General features: G+C 61.6%; 18 protein-coding genes. 6 read left to right on the top strand and 12 right to left on the bottom strand.

Features of this window, described 5'->3' with window-relative positions:
* The first annotated feature begins 133 nt into the window (after positions 1–133).
* Positions 134–568 carry a ZapG family protein gene (locus HU719_RS00295; RefSeq protein ID WP_186537095.1) on the top strand — a complete coding sequence of 145 codons (435 nt, stop codon included), beginning with the start codon at positions 134–136 and terminating at the stop codon, positions 566–568.
* A gap of 269 nt (positions 569–837) precedes the next feature.
* Here the strand turns inward: HU719_RS00295 and HU719_RS00300 are convergent, their stop codons facing one another.
* Positions 838–2,028: a methionine gamma-lyase gene (locus tag HU719_RS00300; protein WP_186537096.1), complete on the bottom strand. Its 1,191-nt coding sequence runs from the start codon at positions 2,026–2,028 to the stop codon at positions 838–840.
* A gap of 127 nt (positions 2,029–2,155) precedes the next feature.
* Between HU719_RS00300 and HU719_RS00305 the strand changes: the two genes are divergently transcribed.
* Both HU719_RS00305 and HU719_RS00310 read left to right on the top strand, forming a co-directional pair.
* Positions 2,156–2,635 carry an Lrp/AsnC family transcriptional regulator gene (locus tag HU719_RS00305; protein ID WP_186518779.1) on the top strand — a complete coding sequence of 160 codons (480 nt, stop codon included), beginning with the start codon at positions 2,156–2,158 and terminating at the stop codon, positions 2,633–2,635.
* A gap of 110 nt (positions 2,636–2,745) precedes the next feature.
* A complete protein-coding gene (locus HU719_RS00310) occupies positions 2,746–2,997 on the top strand; it encodes a bacteriocin immunity protein (protein ID WP_186537097.1) in 252 nt (83 codons plus the stop codon).
* A gap of 112 nt (positions 2,998–3,109) precedes the next feature.
* Here HU719_RS00310 and cysN read toward each other — a convergent pair whose 3' ends face one another.
* The 3 genes from cysN to HU719_RS00325 form a co-directional block, all read right to left on the bottom strand.
* Positions 3,110–5,011 (bottom strand): sulfate adenylyltransferase subunit CysN, encoded by a 1,902-nt coding sequence (gene cysN, locus HU719_RS00315; protein WP_186537098.1) that lies wholly within the window; start codon positions 5,009–5,011, stop codon positions 3,110–3,112.
* Between the two features lie 15 nt (positions 5,012–5,026).
* Entirely contained in the window at positions 5,027–5,944 is a 918-nt protein-coding gene (cysD, locus tag HU719_RS00320; RefSeq protein ID WP_186518785.1) for a sulfate adenylyltransferase subunit CysD, read from the bottom strand.
* A 372-nt stretch (positions 5,945–6,316) separates the two neighbouring features.
* Positions 6,317–7,075, bottom strand: a complete 759-nt coding sequence (locus HU719_RS00325; protein WP_186518787.1) for a Nif3-like dinuclear metal center hexameric protein — start codon at positions 7,073–7,075, stop codon at positions 6,317–6,319.
* A gap of 195 nt (positions 7,076–7,270) precedes the next feature.
* On the opposite strand from HU719_RS00325, the gene algW reads away from it, so the two are divergent.
* A complete protein-coding gene (algW, locus tag HU719_RS00330) occupies positions 7,271–8,431 on the top strand; it encodes a Do family serine endopeptidase AlgW (RefSeq protein WP_186518789.1) in 1,161 nt (386 codons plus the stop codon).
* A 50-nt stretch (positions 8,432–8,481) separates the two neighbouring features.
* On the opposite strand, the gene HU719_RS00335 is transcribed toward algW, so the two are convergent.
* From HU719_RS00335 to HU719_RS00350, 4 genes are all read right to left on the bottom strand, one after another.
* Positions 8,482–9,246, bottom strand: coding sequence for an amino acid ABC transporter ATP-binding protein (locus tag HU719_RS00335; RefSeq protein WP_186518791.1), 765 nt, complete (start codon positions 9,244–9,246; stop codon positions 8,482–8,484).
* Positions 9,247–9,256: 10 nt separating this feature from the next.
* A complete protein-coding gene (locus tag HU719_RS00340) occupies positions 9,257–10,354 on the bottom strand; it encodes an amino acid ABC transporter permease (RefSeq protein WP_186537099.1) in 1,098 nt (365 codons plus the stop codon).
* A gap of 9 nt (positions 10,355–10,363) precedes the next feature.
* Positions 10,364–11,542, bottom strand: a complete 1,179-nt coding sequence (locus tag HU719_RS00345) for an amino acid ABC transporter permease (protein WP_186518795.1) — start codon at positions 11,540–11,542, stop codon at positions 10,364–10,366.
* 67 nt (positions 11,543–11,609) lie between these two features.
* Entirely contained in the window at positions 11,610–12,638 is a 1,029-nt protein-coding gene (locus tag HU719_RS00350) for an amino acid ABC transporter substrate-binding protein (RefSeq protein ID WP_186518797.1), read from the bottom strand.
* A gap of 334 nt (positions 12,639–12,972) precedes the next feature.
* On the opposite strand from HU719_RS00350, the gene HU719_RS00355 reads away from it, so the two are divergent.
* Both HU719_RS00355 and rhlB read left to right on the top strand, forming a co-directional pair.
* The gene (locus HU719_RS00355) at positions 12,973–13,629 is read left to right on the top strand and encodes an alpha/beta hydrolase (protein WP_186537100.1); all 657 of its coding nucleotides are present in this window, start codon (positions 12,973–12,975) and stop codon (positions 13,627–13,629) included.
* 99 nt (positions 13,630–13,728) lie between these two features.
* Positions 13,729–15,195 carry an ATP-dependent RNA helicase RhlB gene (rhlB, locus tag HU719_RS00360; protein ID WP_217843685.1) on the top strand — a complete coding sequence of 489 codons (1,467 nt, stop codon included), beginning with the start codon at positions 13,729–13,731 and terminating at the stop codon, positions 15,193–15,195.
* Positions 15,196–15,329: 134 nt separating this feature from the next.
* Here the strand turns inward: rhlB and moaE are convergent, their stop codons facing one another.
* From moaE to HU719_RS00380, 4 genes are all read right to left on the bottom strand, one after another.
* Positions 15,330–15,776, bottom strand: a complete 447-nt coding sequence (moaE, locus tag HU719_RS00365; protein WP_186537102.1) for a molybdopterin synthase catalytic subunit MoaE — start codon at positions 15,774–15,776, stop codon at positions 15,330–15,332.
* 2 nt (positions 15,777–15,778) lie between these two features.
* Positions 15,779–16,024 carry a MoaD/ThiS family protein gene (locus HU719_RS00370; protein WP_186518805.1) on the bottom strand — a complete coding sequence of 82 codons (246 nt, stop codon included), beginning with the start codon at positions 16,022–16,024 and terminating at the stop codon, positions 15,779–15,781.
* Positions 16,024–16,494, bottom strand: a complete 471-nt coding sequence (gene moaC / locus HU719_RS00375) for a cyclic pyranopterin monophosphate synthase MoaC (protein WP_186518807.1) — start codon at positions 16,492–16,494, stop codon at positions 16,024–16,026. The genes HU719_RS00370 and moaC overlap by 1 nt, the downstream gene beginning before the upstream one ends.
* Before the next feature lie 108 nt (positions 16,495–16,602).
* Entirely contained in the window at positions 16,603–17,997 is a 1,395-nt protein-coding gene (locus tag HU719_RS00380) for a PhoH family protein (protein ID WP_186518809.1), read from the bottom strand.
* Positions 17,998–18,223: the final 226 nt, after the last annotated feature.

Below are 18,223 nucleotides of genomic sequence, written 5' to 3' on the forward strand. Positions count from 1 at the left end.
CACTACTCCGTGACCTCGGGGAGGGTCGACTCGTCTAGCTGATGAATTCTGTTCTGATTTGCGATCGCTCGCGGTATACAGCGCAGGTTTGAGCCGTTAACGTAAAGCAAAGCCGTTTATAGAGGAAGGACTCGTGGAACACTCGCTCCTTGTTTGGTTGCTGCCGACCCTGGCCCTGGTTATTGGCGTGGTCGTCGGTTTCGCGCTGGCCCGCCTGCTGCCTAACGCTGCGCCCAGCAATACACAGCGCCAGCTGGATGATATCCAGCAGCGTTTCGATACTTACCAGAACGAGGTGGTCACCCACTTCAACAGCACCGCATCGCTGGTGCGCAAGCTGACGCAAAGCTACCAGGACGTGCAGGACCATCTGGCCGATGGCGCCAACCGTCTGGCCCTGGACGAGCTGACCCGCCAACGCCTGCTGGCCTCGCTGCACGCCGAAGCGGCCCATGGCCCGCGTGACCGCCTCACGCCGCCCAAAGACGCCGAAGTGCCGCGCGACTACGCCCCCAAGGTGCCGAACTCGCCAGGCATGCTCGATGAGAGCTATGGCTTGAAGCGCTGATTCGACCGCTACGACAAAGGCCGCGCATGCGGCCTTTTTTTGTGCCTGCAGGCCAAGCGGGTGGCGATGAAACAGGCATCCCGCAGGACGCTCGACGCACGCCTGTTCCGGCCTCATCGCAGGCTGTCGCCAGCTCCCACAGAGACCGCGCACAGTCGCAATATCGAGGCCTTGCCTTGAACCTGTGGGAGCTGGCGCCAGCCTGCGATGAGGCCGATACAGGCTTGCACCTCCCACAGGGCCCTGCTTTTGTGCCTGCTCGCAGTCGCTTAACAGGCCCGCAATGCCTGCTGCACGTCGCCCAGCAGATCCTCGATATCCTCAAGCCCCACCGACAGCCGCACTAGCCCCTCGGAAATCCCATGCTCGGCACGCTCTTTCGGCGTGTAGCTGGAATGGGTCATGCTCGCCGGGTGCTGGGCCAGTGATTCGGCATCACCCAGGCTCACCGCCCGGGCAAATAGTTGCAGCGCGTTCATGAAGCGTCGCCCGGCCTCGATGCCGCCCTTGAGTTCGAAGGCGATCATGCCGCCCGGCAGGCGCATCTGGCGGCTGGCCAGTTCATGCTGGGGGAAAGACGCAAGCCCTGGGTAACGGATCAGTTCAACCTGGGGCTGAGCAAGCAGAAATTCGGCTATTTGCTGGGCATTGGCGCAGTGCCGGTCCATGCGCAGGGCCAGTGTCTTGATGCCGCGCATCAACAACGATGCATCGTGGGGCGAGAGCACCGCGCCGGTCATGTCCTTGAGCCCTTCCAGGCGAATCCGGTCGACCAGCGCCTTGCGCCCCACCACCAGCCCGGCCGTGATATCGCCGTGCCCGGAGAGGTACTTGGTGGCCGAATGCACGACCAGGTCAGCCCCCAGCTCCAGCGGGCGTTGCAGGTACGGGGTGCAGTAGGTGTTGTCGACAACGAGGGTCAGGTCATGGCCTTGCACAGCCTCGGCCAGCGCAGCGATATCGACCAGTTGCATCGTCGGGTTGGCGGGCGTTTCACAGTAGATCATCCGCGTTTTGGGGGTGATCGCAGCTTTCAGCGCCTGAAGGTCATTCAGATCGACATGGCGGATTTTCACCCCGAACTCACCGATGCCGTGATGCAGGAAGGCAAAGGTGCAGCCGTACAGCGTGCGGCCGACGATCAGCTCATCACCTGGGCGCAGCAGCGTCCACAACGTCGAGGTAATCGCGCCCATGCCTGAAGCCAGCGCCAGCCCCGCCTCCCCCCCTTCAAGCGAGGCCATGCGTTGTTCGAGCAGTGCCAGGGTGGGGTTGGAGATGCGACTGTAGAAATGCCCCGCCGCCTCCCCAGCAAAGCAGGCTGCGCCGTATTCAACGCTGGGAAACGCATAGGTAGCCGTTTGATAGACCGGCGGCACCAGTGCACCGCCATGGCTGAGCGGGTCGTAGCCATGATGAATGGCGCGGGTGGAGAAACCGGCGTGTCGTGAGTCGTCCATGGCAACAGCCTCTGGTGGTTTGTTATAAGCTTATGCCAGCAGAGACCCCGTATTTTTCCAAAGTTGCCCACAACATCACGGCACTTTGGCAACAAAAACAATAAAAACCCAACAGGGAGGGCATAACATGCCTTCAACACTCGACCGCACCGACCGCGCCCTGCTCGCTGCCCTGCAAAACAACGCGCGGCTGACCGTTTCGGAACTCGCCGACCAGGTCGCGCTGACCACCTCGCCGTGCTGGCGACGGGTCAAACTGCTCGAAGACAACGGCTATATCACCGGTTACCAGGCCGTTCTTTCGCCCAAGGCGCTGGGGTTTGGCATCACCGCGTTTGTCAGCATCATGATGGAGTCGCATACCAAGGACATGGCGTTGGCCTTCGAACAACGCCTGATCGACATCCCGGAAATCGTTGCGTGCCACAACATTTCCGGGCGCTACGATTTTTTGCTGGAGATCCTCGCGAGCGACCTGGAGTCGTTTGGCGAATTCACCCGCGAGGTGCTACAGCGGCTGCCGGGCGTGAAGGAGATCTATTCGAGTTTTTCGTACAAGGCGGTGAAGGAGCGGCGGGTGATACCGGTGAGCGAAACACATATTTAGCCAATCACCAGCAATTACAGGACCGCTCCCACCCTCCAGAGGCCCAATGCCTGACATACCTCGCGGTTAGAAAGCAGCAACCTGCCGGTGTAGTCTCAATGAGCGACACGATGAAAATTTCCGACTTTACCGAGGCTGAATTTCTCGACTTCATTATTTCTATCACCGATCCGGCGCACGAGACCAGCGAACGTGAACTAGACGCTCGCATAGTGAAATTCAACGAGCTGTCAGAGCACCCTAGTGGATCAGATTTAATTTACTGGCCTGAAGCCGGCGGATTAGATACACCTGATGAAATTTTGCGGCTTGTAAAAGAGTGGCGGGCCTCTAACGGTAAGCCGGGCTTCAAAACCGACTAATCCCGCAGGCATCGCCTCCTCGAAAAAAACGATTCCACCATAGGTTTTCATGCAAGCACCCAATAAAAAAACCCGCCGTAGCGGGTTTTTTCATGTCACCTGAAGCAACCGATCAGATCGCACCACGCTGACGCAGCGCATCAAGCACCAGCTTGACGCCTTCATCGACGCTGAGCGACTGGGTGTTGATCACCACATCCGCATCCAGCGGCACATCGTACGGGAAGCTCTCACCCGGGATGTTGTCGCCACCGGCAGCGTACAGGCCCTGCGGGTCACGCTCACGGCACACCAACGGCGAAGCCTGAACGTAGACGGTTACCAGACGCTCCTTACCCAACAGCGCCTTGGCCTGTTCGCGGCCTTCGGCATCCGGGGCAACGAACGCGGCCAGGGTGAGCATGCCGGCTTCGTTGAACTGGCGCGCCACATGGGCGGCGCGGCGCCAGTTTTCGGTACGCCCGGCACGGTCCTGGGGCAGGCCCTTGTTCAGGTCGTGGCGCAAGTTCTGGCCATCGAGCACGTAGACCGCACGGCCCATGTCGAACAGCTTGCGTTCCACGGCATAGGCCAGGGTGCTCTTGCCAGCGCCGGACAGGCCGCTGAACAGCACGGTGGCCGGCTGCTGGCCGAAGCGCAGGGCGCGTTCTTCAGTGGAAACATGGGCCAGCTTGCCGTGTTGCCCGGTGCTGCCATGGGGCAATACCGGTGGCGCGATGATCATGCCGGCGCCGACGGTGCCGTTGGTCAAGCGATCGATGACGATGAACGCACCGGTGGTGCGGTTGCTGTCGTAGCCGTCCAGGGCAATGGCGCTGTCCAGCGCAACCTTGACCCGGCCGATTTCGTTCAGCTGCAGCGCGCTGGCCGCGCCATGCTCAAGGGTGTTCACATCGACCTTGTGGGTGATGCTGGCAATCGAGCCCGGCACGTAGCTGGTGGCCCGCTTGATGTCGTATTTCTTGCCCGGCAGCATCGGTTCTTCGGCCATCCATACCAGCATGGCGTCGAATTGGTCGGTCACCTGCGGTACGTTGTCAGCGTGCACCAGCAAATCGCCACGGGAGATGTCGATCTCGTCTTCCATGGTCAGGGTCACGGCCTGGCCTGGGCCTGCGCATTCCAATTCACCTTCGTAGGTGACGATGGACTTGACCCGGCTGCTCTTGCCCGACGGCAGCACGACGATTTCATCGCCCTTGTGCACCACGCCACCGGCGATGGTGCCGGCGAAGCCACGGAAGTTCAGGTTCGGGCGGTTGACGTACTGCACCGGGAAGCGCAGGTCGGTCACGTTACGGTCGACGGCAACCTCGACGCTTTCGAGAATTTCCATCAGCACAGGGCCGGTGTACCACGGCGATTGCTCGCTGCGGTTGACCACGTTGTCGCCCTTGAGCGCCGACATGGGCACGAAGTGCAGGCTCGAAGGCTTGAGGTTGATGCTCTCGGCGAACTTCAGGTAATCGGCCTTGATCGACTCGAACAGCTGCTGGTCGAAGCCCTTGAGGTCCATCTTGTTGACCGCGACGACGATGTGCTTGATGCCCAGCAACGAGGCGATGTAGCTGTGCCGGCGGGTCTGGGTCTGCACGCCGTAGCGGGCATCGACGAGGATGATCGCCAGGTCGCAGGTGGACGCACCGGTGGCCATGTTGCGGGTGTACTGCTCGTGGCCCGGGGTGTCGGCGATGATGAACTTGCGCTTGGCGGTGGAGAAGTAGCGGTAGGCGACATCGATGGTGATGCCCTGCTCACGCTCGGCCTGCAGGCCATCGACCAGCAGCGCCAGGTCGACTTCTTCGCCAGTGGTGCCGGACTTTTTCGAGTCGCGGGTGATGGCCTCGAGGTGGTCCTCGTAGATCATCTTGGAATCGTGCAGCAGGCGCCCGATCAGGGTGCTCTTGCCATCATCGACGTTGCCGCAGGTGAGGAAACGCAGCAGTTCTTTGCGCTCGTGCTGAGCGAGATAAGCGAGGATGTCTTCGCTGATCAAATCGGATTGGTGCGACATGGAGTAACCCTGAAGTTAGAAGTAGCCCTGACGTTTCTTGTCTTCCATGGAGCCTGCACCATCGTGGTCGATGACGCGGCCCTGACGCTCGGAAGTACGCGTCAGCAGCATTTCCTGAATGATGTCGGTCAGCGTTTCGGCCTCGGACTCGACAGCACCCGTCAACGGGTAGCAGCCCAGGGTACGGAAACGCACCTTCTTCTTGACGATGCGCGCTTTTTCTTCCTCGGAGAGGTGCTCCAGGATGCGATCGTCGTCGATCATGATCAGGGTGCCGTTCTTCTCGATGACTTCCCGCTCGGCGGCGAAGTACAGCGGCACGATCGGGATGCCTTCGAGGTAGATGTACTGCCAGATATCCAGCTCGGTCCAGTTCGACAGCGGGAAGACGCGGATCGACTCGCCCTTGTTGACCTTGCCGTTGTAGATGTTCCACAGCTCCGGGCGCTGGTTCTTCGGGTCCCAGCGGTGCTTGCTGTCGCGGAACGAGTACACGCGCTCTTTGGCGCGGGACTTCTCTTCATCGCGGCGTGCACCACCGAAGGCGGCATCGAAACCATGCTTGTCCAGCGCCTGCTTGAGGCCCTGGGTCTTCATGATGTCGGTGTGCTTGGAGCTACCATGGGTGAACGGGTTGATGCCCTGCGCCACACCCTCAGGGTTGACGTGGGTGATCAGCTCCAGGCCCATTTCCTCGACCATCTTGTCGCGGAAGCTGTACATCTCCTGGAATTTCCACTGGGTGTCGACGTGCATCACCGGGAACGGCAGCTTGCCCGGGAAGAAGGCCTTGCGCGCCAGGTGCAGCATGACCGCGGAATCCTTGCCGATCGAGTACAGCATCACCGGGTTGTCGAACTCGGCGGCCACCTCGCGGATGATGTGGATGCTTTCCGCCTCCAGCTGTTTCAAGTGCGTCAGATTGTCGACCATGGCTACTCACGAAAAACGATCTTATGGACGGCCTACGGGCCGTGTTCGAGCGAGCCACTTTATCACAGCGCCTGATTCTATTTAGGCGGCGGGCTAGATCGAAACAATCTAACCATATGACTGGGGGTTTGGGCCGGGCCAGGGCTTTCACGAGACCGCGCATAGCCGCGCTATGCAGGTCTCGCCCTGATTTCTGTGGGAGATCCCATGGTTTTGCACAAGCTTGTGCCGGCCTCATCGCAGGCTATCGCCAGCTCCCACAAAAACATTCTCAGCCCTAAAATCGAGGTCTGGCCAAGCTACCTGTGGGAGCTGGCGATAGCCTGCGATGAGGCCGGCACAGGGTTGCTCGGAGCGCACTGCGGCGGGCTGTCAGATCGGGTTGGGGATGTCGATGAACAGATGCTCCAGCGCAAAACGCCGCGCCAGGTAGTCGCCCAGCGCCTGCACGCCATAGCGCTCGGTGGCGTGGTGGCCGGCAGCGATGAAGCTGATGCCGTTTTCGCGGGCGCTGTGGAAGGTCTGCTCGGACGCCTCGCCACTCAGGAACAGGTCGACGCCTGCCGCAATGGCGGTATCGATGTAGCCCTGCCCGCCGCCTGTGCACCAGCCCACCCGGCGGATCATCTGCTCGCCCTCGATGACCAGCGGCTCACGGCCCATGGCCTCCTGCACGCGGCGCGCGAAATCACGCGCCGACAGTGGCTCGGCCAGCGAGCCGACCAGGCCTACAACTTTGGGGTTGGCCGGGTCCAGCGGGCCTTCGACGGTGATATCGAGTTGGCGCGCCAACTGCACGTTGTTGCCCACCTCAGGGTGGACATCCAGCGGCAAGTGGTAGGCCAGCAGGCTGATATCGTTTTTCAGCAAGGTCTTCAGCCGGCGCTGCTTCATGCCGGTGATGCACGGGTTTTCGCCCTTCCAGAAGTAACCATGATGCACCAGCACCAGGTCAGCCCCCGCTTCGACTGCTGCATCGAGCAGTGCCTGGCTTGCGGTGACGCCCGTCACGATGCGGCTGACCTGCGGCCGGCCTTCAACCTGCAAGCCATTGGGGCAGTAGTCCTGAATGCGGGAGCTGCCCAGGTAGCGCTCGGCTTCCTCGACCAGGGTATTGAGGGCAACGGCCATGAAATTCTCCTCGAAAACTGCCTTTTTGCAGGTTTTAACACCCGTATAATGCCCGCCATTATGGGCCGTCCCCGGTGCCGGCGAAACCTGCGGCAAACGCCGCAGTTTTCGCGCCGTAGCGCTCAAGGTATGATCCCGCGCGCTTGCATTCAGGCTGCACCGAAGCGGCCCCTGCCCTATTTTCAGGACTCGTTCATGTTCAAGGCTCTGCGTTTCTTCGGCTGGCCCCTGCTTACCGGCGTGCTGATCGCCGTTCTGATCATCCAGCGTTTCCCGCAGTGGGTCGGCCTGCCCAGCCAGGACGTCAACCTGCAACAGGCGCCGCAAACCACGCAGATCATGCAAGGCCCGGTGTCCTACGCCGACGCCGTGACCCTGGCCGCACCGGCCGTGGTCAACCTGTACACCACCAAGGTGATCAACAAGAGCGCCCACCCGCTGTTCGAAGACCCGCAGTTCCGCCGCTTCTTCGGCGACAACCTGCCCAAGCAGAAGCGCTGGGAATCGAGCCTGGGCTCGGCGGTGATCATGAGCCCCGAGGGCTACCTGCTGACCAACAACCACGTCACCAGCGGCGCCGACCAGATCGTCGTGGCGCTCAAGGATGGCCGCGAAACCCTCGCACGCGTGATCGGCAGCGACCCGGAAACCGACCTTGCCGTGCTCAAGATCGACCTGAAAAACCTGCCGGCGATCACCATCGGGCGCTCCGACAGCATTCACATCGGTGATGTCACCCTGGCCATCGGCAACCCGTTCGGCGTCGGCCAGACCGTGACCATGGGCATCATCAGCGCCACCGGCCGCAACCAACTGGGCCTGAACAACTACGAAGACTTCATCCAGACCGACGCTGCGATCAACCCCGGCAACTCGGGCGGTGCGCTGGTGGACGCCAACGGCAACCTGGTGGGCATCAATACGGCGATCTTCTCCAAGTCCGGCGGCTCGCAGGGCATCGGCTTTGCCATTCCGGTCAAGCTTGCGCTTGAGGTGATGAAGTCGATCATCGAGCACGGCCAGGTGATCCGTGGGTGGCTGGGCATCGAGGTGCAACCGCTGAGCGAAGAGCTGGCCGAGTCGTTCGGCATGGAGGGGCGCCCAGGCATCGTGGTAGCGGGGATCTTCCGCGAAGGGCCGGCGGCGAGGGCCGGACTGCAACTGGGTGATGTGATCATGAGCATCAACGGCGAACCGGCAGGTGACGGGCGCAAGTCGATGAACCAGGTGGCGCGGATCAAGCCGACCGAAAAGATCAGCATCGAAGTGATGCGCAATGGCAAGCAGATCAAGCTGATTGCCGAAGTGGGCCTGCGCCCACCGCCGACACCTGTGGCGGCAAAAGAAGAGAAGTAATTAAGTGCACCGCGGTGGTTCGCAAGACCGAACCACCGCAATGCCTTCGGTCAGTGCAGAATCTGGCTGAGGAACAATCGGGTGCGGTCACTGCGTGGCCGGTCGAAGAAATCATCCGGTGCCGCCTGCTCGACGATCTCGCCCTTGTCCATGAAGATCACCCGGTTCGCCACGGTGCGGGCAAAGCCCATCTCGTGGGTTACGCAAAGCATGGTCATGCCGTCCTCGGCCAGGCTCACCATGGTGTCGAGCACTTCCTTGACCATTTCCGGGTCCAGCGCCGAGGTGGGCTCGTCGAACAGCATGATCTTAGGCTTCATGCACAACGCCCGGGCAATCGCCACGCGCTGCTGCTGACCGCCCGACAACTGCCCCGGAAACTTGTGCGCCTGCTCCGGAATACGCACGCGCTCCAAAAAATGCATGGCGATTTCCTCGGCCTTGCGCCGCGGCATCTTGCGCACCCACATGGGCGCCAAGGTGCAGTTTTCGAGGATGGTCAGGTGCGGGAACAGGTTGAAGTGCTGGAACACCATGCCGACTTCGCGGCGGATGGCCTCGATCTGCTTGAGGTCGTTGGTCAGCTCCACACCGTCAACGACGATACGCCCCTGCTGGTGCTCCTCCAGCCGGTTGAGGCAGCGAATGGTGGTGGACTTGCCCGAACCCGACGGCCCGCACAGCACGATGCGCTCGCCCTGGCGCACGTCCAGGTTGATGTCCTTGAGCACATGAAACTGGCCATACCACTTGTTCACGCCCTGCATCTGGATAATGCCTTCAGCGCCGACAGGCTGCTTGATCGCTTCACTCATTTCGAAACTCCTAACGCTTGTGGCCGGTGTCCAGCTTGCGCTCCAGATGCATGGAGTAGCGGGACATGCTGAAACAGAAAACCCAGTAGACCAGGGCTGCGAATACATAACCTTCGGTCGCCATGCCCAACCACGCAGGGTCGGCAGTGGCTTGACGGACGCTGTTGAGCAGGTCGAACAGGCCGATGATGATGACCAGGCTGGTGTCCTTGAACAGGGCAATGAAGGTGTTGACGATACCGGGGATCACCAGCTTCAGCGCTTGCGGCAAGATCACCAGCGCCATCGCCCGCCAGTAGCCCAGGCCCATGGCCGCCGCCGCTTCATACTGGCCTTTTGGAATGGCCTGCATGCCGCCGCGCACCACTTCGGCGATATACGCCGACTGGAACAGGATGACGAAGATCATCGCCCGCAGCAGCTTGTCGAAGCTCATGCCTTCGGGCATGAACAGCGGCAGCATCACCGAGGACATGAACAGCACGGTGATCAGCGGAATACCCCGCCAGAACTCGATGAAGGTCACCGACACGGCCTTGATCACCGGCATCCGCGAACGCCGGCCCAGGGCCAGCAGAATGCCCAGCGGCAAGGCCGCCGCGATGCCTACCGTGGCGATCACCAGAGTCAGGGTCAGCCCGCCCCACTGCGAGGTCGGCACCTGCACCAGGCCAAAGCTGCCACCGTGCAGCAACAGGTACGCAAGGATCGGGTAGATCACCAGGTAACCGATGCCATAGGCGGCCTTGCGGGTGAAGCTGCGAATGAACAGCGGCGCCGCACCGATCACCCCAAGCCAGGCAGTGAGGTCGACGCGCCAGCGCAGTTCGCTGGGGTAATAGCCATACATGAACTGGCCAAAGCGCTGCTGCACAAAGACCCAGCAGGCGCCGTCCTTGGTGCAATCGGCGCGGGTGGTGCCGGACCAGTTGGCGTCCAGAAACGCCCACTGCACCAGCGCCGGCACGATCAGCCAGACCAGGTACAGCGCGAACAGCGTCAACAGGGTATTGACCCAACTGGAGAACAGGTTGGCGCGCATCCAGGCCAGCACGCCGACGGTCTTCACCGGCGGCGGCATATCAGGTTTGAAAACATGAGCGTTCATGCGCGTCTCCTACCGCTCGATCAGCGCAATGCGCTTGTTGTACCAGTTCATCAGCAACGAGATGCTGATGCTGATAGTCAAATACACCGCCATGGTGATGCCCATGACTTCAACGGACTGGCCGGTCTGGTTCAGTACGGTGCCGGCGAACAACGAGACCAGTTCCGGGTAGCCGATGACGGCGGCCAGGGATGAGTTCTTGGTCAGGTTGAGGTACTGGCTGGTCAGCGGCGGAATGATCACCCGCATCGCCTGGGGGATGATCACCTTGCGCAGCGTCGGGCCTTCGCGCAGGCCCAGCGAACGGGCCGCCTCGGTCTGGCCGTGGCTGACCGACTTGATGCCGGAACGTACGATTTCGGCGATGAACGCTGCGGTGTAGATCGACAGCGCCAAGGTCAGCGCCATGAACTCAGGAATCAGCACCCAGCCACCGACGAAGTTGAAGCCCTTGAGCTGCGGCACCTCCCACTGCAGTGGGTTGCCGAACAGCAGTACGCTGCAGGTGGGGATTACCAACAACAGCGCCAGCCCCGCCCAGAACTTGTGGAACGGCTGGCCGGTTTCATCGAAGCGCTTGTTGGCCCGGCGCACCATCAGCACGATGGCCAGCACCGCCAGCACCAGTGCCACGATGAACGGCCAGAAACCTGCGGCCATCGACGCACCGGGCATGTTCACGCCACGGCTGCTGATGAAGAACAGGTCTTCGATATTGATACTGCCCCGAGGCCCCGGCAGCGCGGTGAACACCGCGAAATACCAGAAGAGAATCTGCAGCAAAGGCGGGATGTTGCGGAAGGTCTCGACGTAGATGGTGGCCAGCTTGCTGATCACCCAGTTGGACGAAAGCCGCGCCACACCGACCACAAAACCCAGCAAGGTGGCGATGACGATGCCGATGACGCTGGCCAGCAGCGTGTTCAGCAGGCCCACCAGCAGTACCCGCGCATAGCTGTCGGCTTCGGTGTAGTCGATCAGGTGCTGGGCGATGCCAAAGCCGGCACTGCGCTCGAGAAAGTCGAAGCCCGAGGTGATGCCTCGGTGCTGCATGTTGGTCTGGGTGTTATGGATGAGGTACCAGCCCAGAGCGATCACGGCAACCACCGTGAGTATCTGGAACAGCCACGCGCGCACACGTGGATCGCTCAGGGATAACCCTTTCCGTGCGCCGATTTGATTTTGCATGAAGTGCCCCGAAAAGAAGGGAGTCGAACGACCCGCGACGGCGGGATGCCGTCGCGGGGTGCAGCGATCAGCGCACCGGTGGTGCGTACTGGATGCCGCCGTTGTTCCACAGGGCGTTCAGACCGCGGTCGATCTGCAGCGGGGTGCTCTTGCCGAGGTTCTTCTCGAACACTTCACCGTAGTTGCCGACTTGCTTGACGATCTGCACGACCCAGTCCTTGGGCAGTTTCAGGTCCTTGCCGTATTCGCCATCGGCGCCCAGCAGGCGAGCCACGTCGGGGTTCTTGGTGGATTTGGCTTCAGCCTCGACGTTTTTCGAGGTGATACCGGCCTCTTCGGCATTGAGCATGGCGAACAGGGTCCACTTGACGATGCTGAACCACTCCTCGTCGCCCTTGCGTACCACTGGGCCCAGTGGTTCCTTGGAGATGGTCTCTGGCAGCACCACGTAGTCGGTCGGGGCCGCAAGCTTGGAGCGCTGGGCGAACAGCTGCGACTTGTCCGAGGTGAGCACGTCGCAACGGCCCGATTCCAGCGACTTGGCGCTTTCGTCAGAGGTATCGAAGGTGATCGGGGTGTATTTCAGGCCATTGCCGCGGAAGTAATCCGAGACGTTCAGCTCGGTGGTGGTACCGGCCTGGATGCAGATGGTCGCGCCATCAAGTTCCTTGGCGCTGGAAACACCCAGCTTTTTATTGACCAGGAAACCTACGCCGTCGTAGTAGGTGACGCCGGCAAACACCAGGCCCATGCCGGCATCGCGTGAGCTGGTCCAGGTGGTGTTGCGCGACAGCACGTCGACTTCGCCGGACTGCAGCGCAGTGAAGCGTTCCTTGGCGTTGAGCTGGCTGAACTTGACCTTGCTGGCGTCGCCGAACACAGCGGCGGCTACAGCGCGGCAGACGTCAGCATCGATGCCGACGATCTTGCCCTGGGCGTCCGGTACCGAGAAGCCCGGCAAGCCGTCACTCACGCCACACTGGACGAAGCCCTTCTTCTTTACCGCATCAAGCGTGGCACCGGCCTGGGCGAAACTGGTCGCGCCCAGCGCGGCGGCAGCGGTCAGGACTGCCAGGGTGGTTTTCAACATCTTCATTCACAACCTCCAAATCGCTCTTGTTGTACGAGCCGGATTGCACCGCACCCTTATGAGGCGCTTCCGACCCCTTGTTGGCTTGTTTTTGGGTCAATTGGCGCAATGGGCTGTTCTGTGACAGCCTTCAATTCATACGAAGGGGTGTTACTGAGGACTGCCCACTCCATCGCATACTTGTGCATAGCAAGGCGCGTACCAGAATGGGCGACTTAAGCGTTTAAGCAGGAGTCAAGTAGGAAAAGTTGTACAGTTGCGACATCTTGTTCAGGCTTGAGCACGCCCCGCCTTTTTTTTGCGCACTCAATGAGCACGCACGCACTTTTTAGGAGCAGTGATGACCGAACCGTTGATTCTCGAACCCCAGAAAACCGCAGACGCTTGTGTGATCTGGTTGCACGGCCTGGGCGCCGACCGTTACGACTTTCTACCGGTTGCCGAATTCATGCAGGAGCACCTGGCCAGCACTCGCTTCGTCATGCCCCAGGCGCCAACCCGTGCGGTGACCATCAATGGCGGCTATGAAATGCCCAGCTGGTACGACATCACGGCGATGAGCCCGGCGCGTGCCATCGATGAGGCGCAGTTGGAGGCGTCGGCTGACCAGGTCATCAACCTGATCAAGGCCGAGCAGGCCAAAGGCATCAATCTGTCGCGCATCTTCCTGGCAGGCTTTTCCCAGGGTGGCGCCGTGGTGCTGCACACTGCCTATATAAAGTGGCAAGAAGCCCTGGGTGGGGTGATCGCGCTGTCGACCTATGCGCCAACCTTCGCCGACGACCGGCAACTGAGCGCTTGCCAGCAACGCACCCCGGCGCTGTGCCTGCACGGCGTGCATGATTCGGTGGTAATCCCGTCGATGGGCCGCACGGCGTTCGAGTACCTCAATACCTGGGGCGTAGCGGCGCGCTGGCACGAGTACCCGATGGAGCACGAGGTCAACGTCGAAGAGCTGCACGACATCCAGCAGTGGCTGAGCCAGCAGCTCAACTGAACCGGCAGTTTGTAGCCCGCCGAGCATTGCACTACGCCGCGCCCGGTTCTTGCATTACACTGGCCGGCGTACATTCCTTAACCAGTCGACGAGATGACCGTGCTCAAGGCACTCAAAAAAATATTCGCAAAAGGTGACGCCACGCCGTCAGCCGCCGAGCCTGTAGCCGTGAGCGCCCCCGCGCAGGCCCCGCAACCACAAGCGCCGGCGCGCAACAGCGCCAAGCCAAAGCCATCCCACCCGCCGCGCAGCCAGGCCAAGCCTGCACAAGCTGCAGAGCCTGCGCCAGCGCCCCAGCCCACCGCGCCCAAGCCTCGCCGTGAGCGTAAACCCAAGCCGCAGGCGAGCCTGTGGAAACCCGAGGACTTCGTGGTCGAGCCGCAAGAAGGCAAAACCCGTTTCCACGACTTCAAGCTGTCCAACGAGCTGATGCACGCCATCCACGACTTGGGCTTCCCCTACTGCACGCCTATCCAGGCGCAAGTGCTCGGCCACACCCTGCGCGGCCAGGACGCCATCGGCCGTGCCCAGACCGGCACCGGCAAGACCGCCGCGTTTCTGATCTCGATCATTGCGCAGTTGCAGCAGACCCCGCCGCCCAAGGAACGCTACATGGGCGAGCCGCGCGCGCTGATCATCGCCCCTACCCGTGAGCTGGTGGTGCAGATCGCCAATGACGCCCTGGCGCTGACCAAGTACAGCGGGCTGAACGTGATGAGCTTTGTCGGCGGCATGGATTTCGACAAACAGCTCAAGGCCCTCGAAGCCCGCCATTGCGACATCCTGGTGGCCACACCGGGCCGCTTGCTGGACTTCCAGCAACGCGGCGAAGTGCACCTGGACATGGTCGAGGTCATGGTGCTGGACGAAGCCGACCGCATGCTCGACATGGGCTTCATCCCGCAGGTTCGCCAGATCATTCGCCAGACCCCGCCCAAGAGCGAGCGCCAGACCCTGCTGTTCTCGGCCACGTTCACGGACGATGTGATGAACCTGGCCAAGCAGTGGACCACGGACCCGGCCATCGTCGAGATCGAGCCGGAAAACGTCGCCAGCGAAACCGTCGAGCAGCACGTCTATGCCGTTGCCGGCAGCGACAAGTACAAGCTGCTGTACAACCTGATTACGCAGAACAAGTGGGAACGGGTGATGGTCTTTGCCAACCGCAAGGACGAAGTGCGGCGTATCGAAGAAAAACTGCTGCGCGACGGCGTCAATGCAGCGCAGTTGTCCGGGGATGTGCCGCAGCACAAGCGTATCCGCACCCTGGAGAACTTCCGCGAAGGGCGCATCACGGTGCTGGTGGCAACCGATGTGGCGGGCCGTGGCATCCACATTGAAGGGATCAGCCACGTGATCAACTTCACCCTGCCCGAAGACCCGGACGATTACGTGCACCGTATTGGCCGTACAGGGCGTGCGGGAACCAGCGGTGTGTCGATCAGTTTTGCCGGTGAGGACGATTCCTACCAGTTGCCAGGCATCGAAGCGCTGCTGGGGCGCAAGATCAAGTGCGAGATGCCGCCTGATGAGCTGCTGGTCGCGGTGCCGCGCAAGCAGCACTGACCTGCCAGGCTGCCGGGGCCGCTATGCGGCCCATCGCGGGGCAAGCCCGCTCCTGCACCAGAATGAACGCGATCCTTGTAGGAGCGGGCTTGCCCCGCGATGGGCTGCGTAGCAGCCCCAACCTCCTCAACAGCCTACCACCGCCCCGCCGCATCCCGATCACTCTGCCGCCCTTCCACCCAGCGCGGCCCATCCTCGGTGTTTTCCTTCTTCCAGAACGGCGCCCGGGTTTTCAGGTAATCCATCACAAAGTTGCAGGCATCGAACGCCGCCTGCCGGTGCGCACTGGCAACCCCGACAAAGACAATCGGCTCGCCCGGCTCCAGGGCGCCAATGCGGTGCAGCACTTCGACCTTGAGCAACGGCCAGCGTTGTTCGGCCTCGGTCACGATCTTGGCCAGGGCTTTTTCGGTCATGCCTGGGTAATGTTCAAGGAACATCCCCGCCACCTCCCGCCCTTCATTGAAATCGCGCACATACCCCACGAAAGCGACCACCGCCCCCACCCCGGCGTTGGCCGCATGCATGGCGTTGACCTCCTGCCCTGGGTCGAACGGCGCCTGCTGAACCCGGATACCCATGCTCAGCCTCCGGTCACAGGCGGGAAAAACGCCACGTCGTCGCCCTCGGCAAGCGGCTCATCAAGCTTGCACAGCTCTTCGTTGCGCGCGCACATGAGGTTCTGCTCGGCCAGCAGCGAATACGGGCCGCCTTTGGCCAGCAACGCCTGGCGCACGTCATCGAGCACCTTGAATTCACCGTCCAGCGTTTCGCCATCGAGCCCCAGTTGCTCACGGTAACGGGCGAAATACATCACCTTGATTTTCATCAGCCTTGCACCTGGTAGTGGCCACTCTTGCCGCCGATCTTCTCCAGCAGGCGCACCTGCTCGATGACCATGCCTTTGTCTACCGCCTTGCACATGTCATAGATCGTCAGCGCGGCGACGCTGGCGGCGGTCAGTGCTTCCATTTCCACCCCGGTCTGCCCGGCCAGCTTGCAACGCGCAACGATATGCACCACGTCATCGCCCTCGGCAGCCAGCTCGACCTTGACGCTGGTCAGCATCAACGGGTGGCACAACGGGATCAGGTCGCTGGTCTTCTTCGCCGCCTGGATACCGGCAATGCGCGCCACCGCGAACACATCCCCCTTGGGGTGCGCGCCATCGACGATCATGCGCAGCGTGGCCGGCAACATGCGCACCCGCGCCTCGGCGAGGGCCTCGCGGGCGGTGACGGCTTTTTCAGTGACGTCGACCATATTGGCGCGCCCCTGGGAATCGAGATGAGTCAGCACTGCTCTGCTCCTGTGAAGGGAGCACAGAGTGTAAACCCGTGGGTCAGCTTTGAGCAGGGGCAAGTGCCCGGCTCATCGCGGGGTGACACCGCGATGAGCCGGAGCGGGTTACATATGCGACTCGGCGTACTCGGCCAGGACCGAGCGCGGTACACCCTGCAGGGTGATGTGCACGCCGTGGGGGAAGTCCTTGAAGCGTTCGGTAAGGTAGGTCAGCCCGGAGCTTGTGGCCGACAGGTAGGGGGTGTCGATCTGCGCCAGGTTACCCAGACAGACCACTTTCGAGCCGCTGCCGGCGCGGGTGATGATGGTCTTCATCTGGTGCGGGGTGAGGTTCTGGCATTCGTCGATGAGGATCAGGCTCTGCTGGAAGCTGCGCCCACGGATGTAGTTCATCGACTTGAACTGCAGCGGCACCCTTTCGAGAATGTACTCGACACTGCCATGGGTGCTTTCGTCGTCCATGTGCAAGGCTTCGAGGTTATCGGTGATGGCGCCCAGCCAGGGTTCCATCTTCTCGGCCTCGGTGCCTGGCAGGAAGCCGATCTCCTGGTCCAGCCCCTGCACGCTGCGGGTGGCGATGATGCGGCGGTAACGCTTGCTGACCATGGTTTGTTCGATGGCGGCGGCCAGCGCCAGGATGGTCTTGCCGGAGCCCGCGGCGCCGGTCAGGTTGACCAGGTGGATATCCGGGTCGAGCAGGGCGAACAGCGCCAGGCTCTGGTGAATGTCACGCGGTTTGAGGCCCCAGGCTTCCTGGTGCAGCAACGGCTCCTGGTGCAGGTCGAGCAGCAGCAGTTCGTTTTCGCGCACGCCTTTGACCCAGCCTACGAAGCCTTGCTCGTCAATGATGAACTCGTTGATGTGCACCGAGGGCAGGTTCTCGATCATCTGCACGCGATGCCAGGTGCGGCCCCGTTCCTGGCGGGTGTCGACCTTGTTGACGCGGTCCCAGAAGGACCCGGTGACCGAGTGGTAGCCCTTGGACAGCAACGACACGTCGTCGACCAACTGGTCGGTACTGTAGTCCTCGGCGGCGATGCCGCAGGCGCGCGCCTTCAGGCGCATGTTGATGTCTTTGGTCACCAGCACCACGTCGAGGTCCGGGCGTTTGGTGCGCAGGTCGAGCAGTTGGTTGATGATGATGTTGTCGGCGAGGTTCTCGGGGAGCAGGCGATTGGGTTCGTTTCGCGTGCTCATGAGGATGGACAGAAAGCCCTTCGGCCCGCTCTTGCCACGCTGGATAGGCACGCCGATTTCGACAGCGCTGGGCGAGGCGTCACCGAGGGTCTGGTCGATCAGGCGGATGGCCTGGCGGCAATCGGCGGCGATGGTGTGTTTGCCAGTCTTGAGCTTGTCGAGTTCCTCCAGCACCGTCATCGGTATGGCGACGTGGTGCTCCTCGAAGTTGAGCAGGGCGTTGGGGTCGTGAATCAGGACGTTGGTATCGAGCACATACAGGATTGGCTGTGTGGAGGAAGTGGTGCGTCCTTGGTCATCCATACTCTGTCACCTTATCTGGTAGCGACACGGCGCGTACTACTGCGCCGCAGAGTGACCGCCGATCTCCCCGTATCCGTGTCGTTGCGGGCGGGGAGCGCACCTGGCAGGAGGGCCTGGATGACGCCACCTGTGCTGCAGGGTTCGGCTGTCTGATTCCTTGATACCGCAAAAACCATGACCGGAAAAAGTCTTTTTACGCTGCGATGAAGTTTATTTTTCCAAATGA

Source organism: Pseudomonas farsensis (genome assembly GCF_014268805.2).
GTDB classification, from domain to species: Bacteria; Pseudomonadota; Gammaproteobacteria; order Pseudomonadales; family Pseudomonadaceae; genus Aquipseudomonas; species Aquipseudomonas farsensis.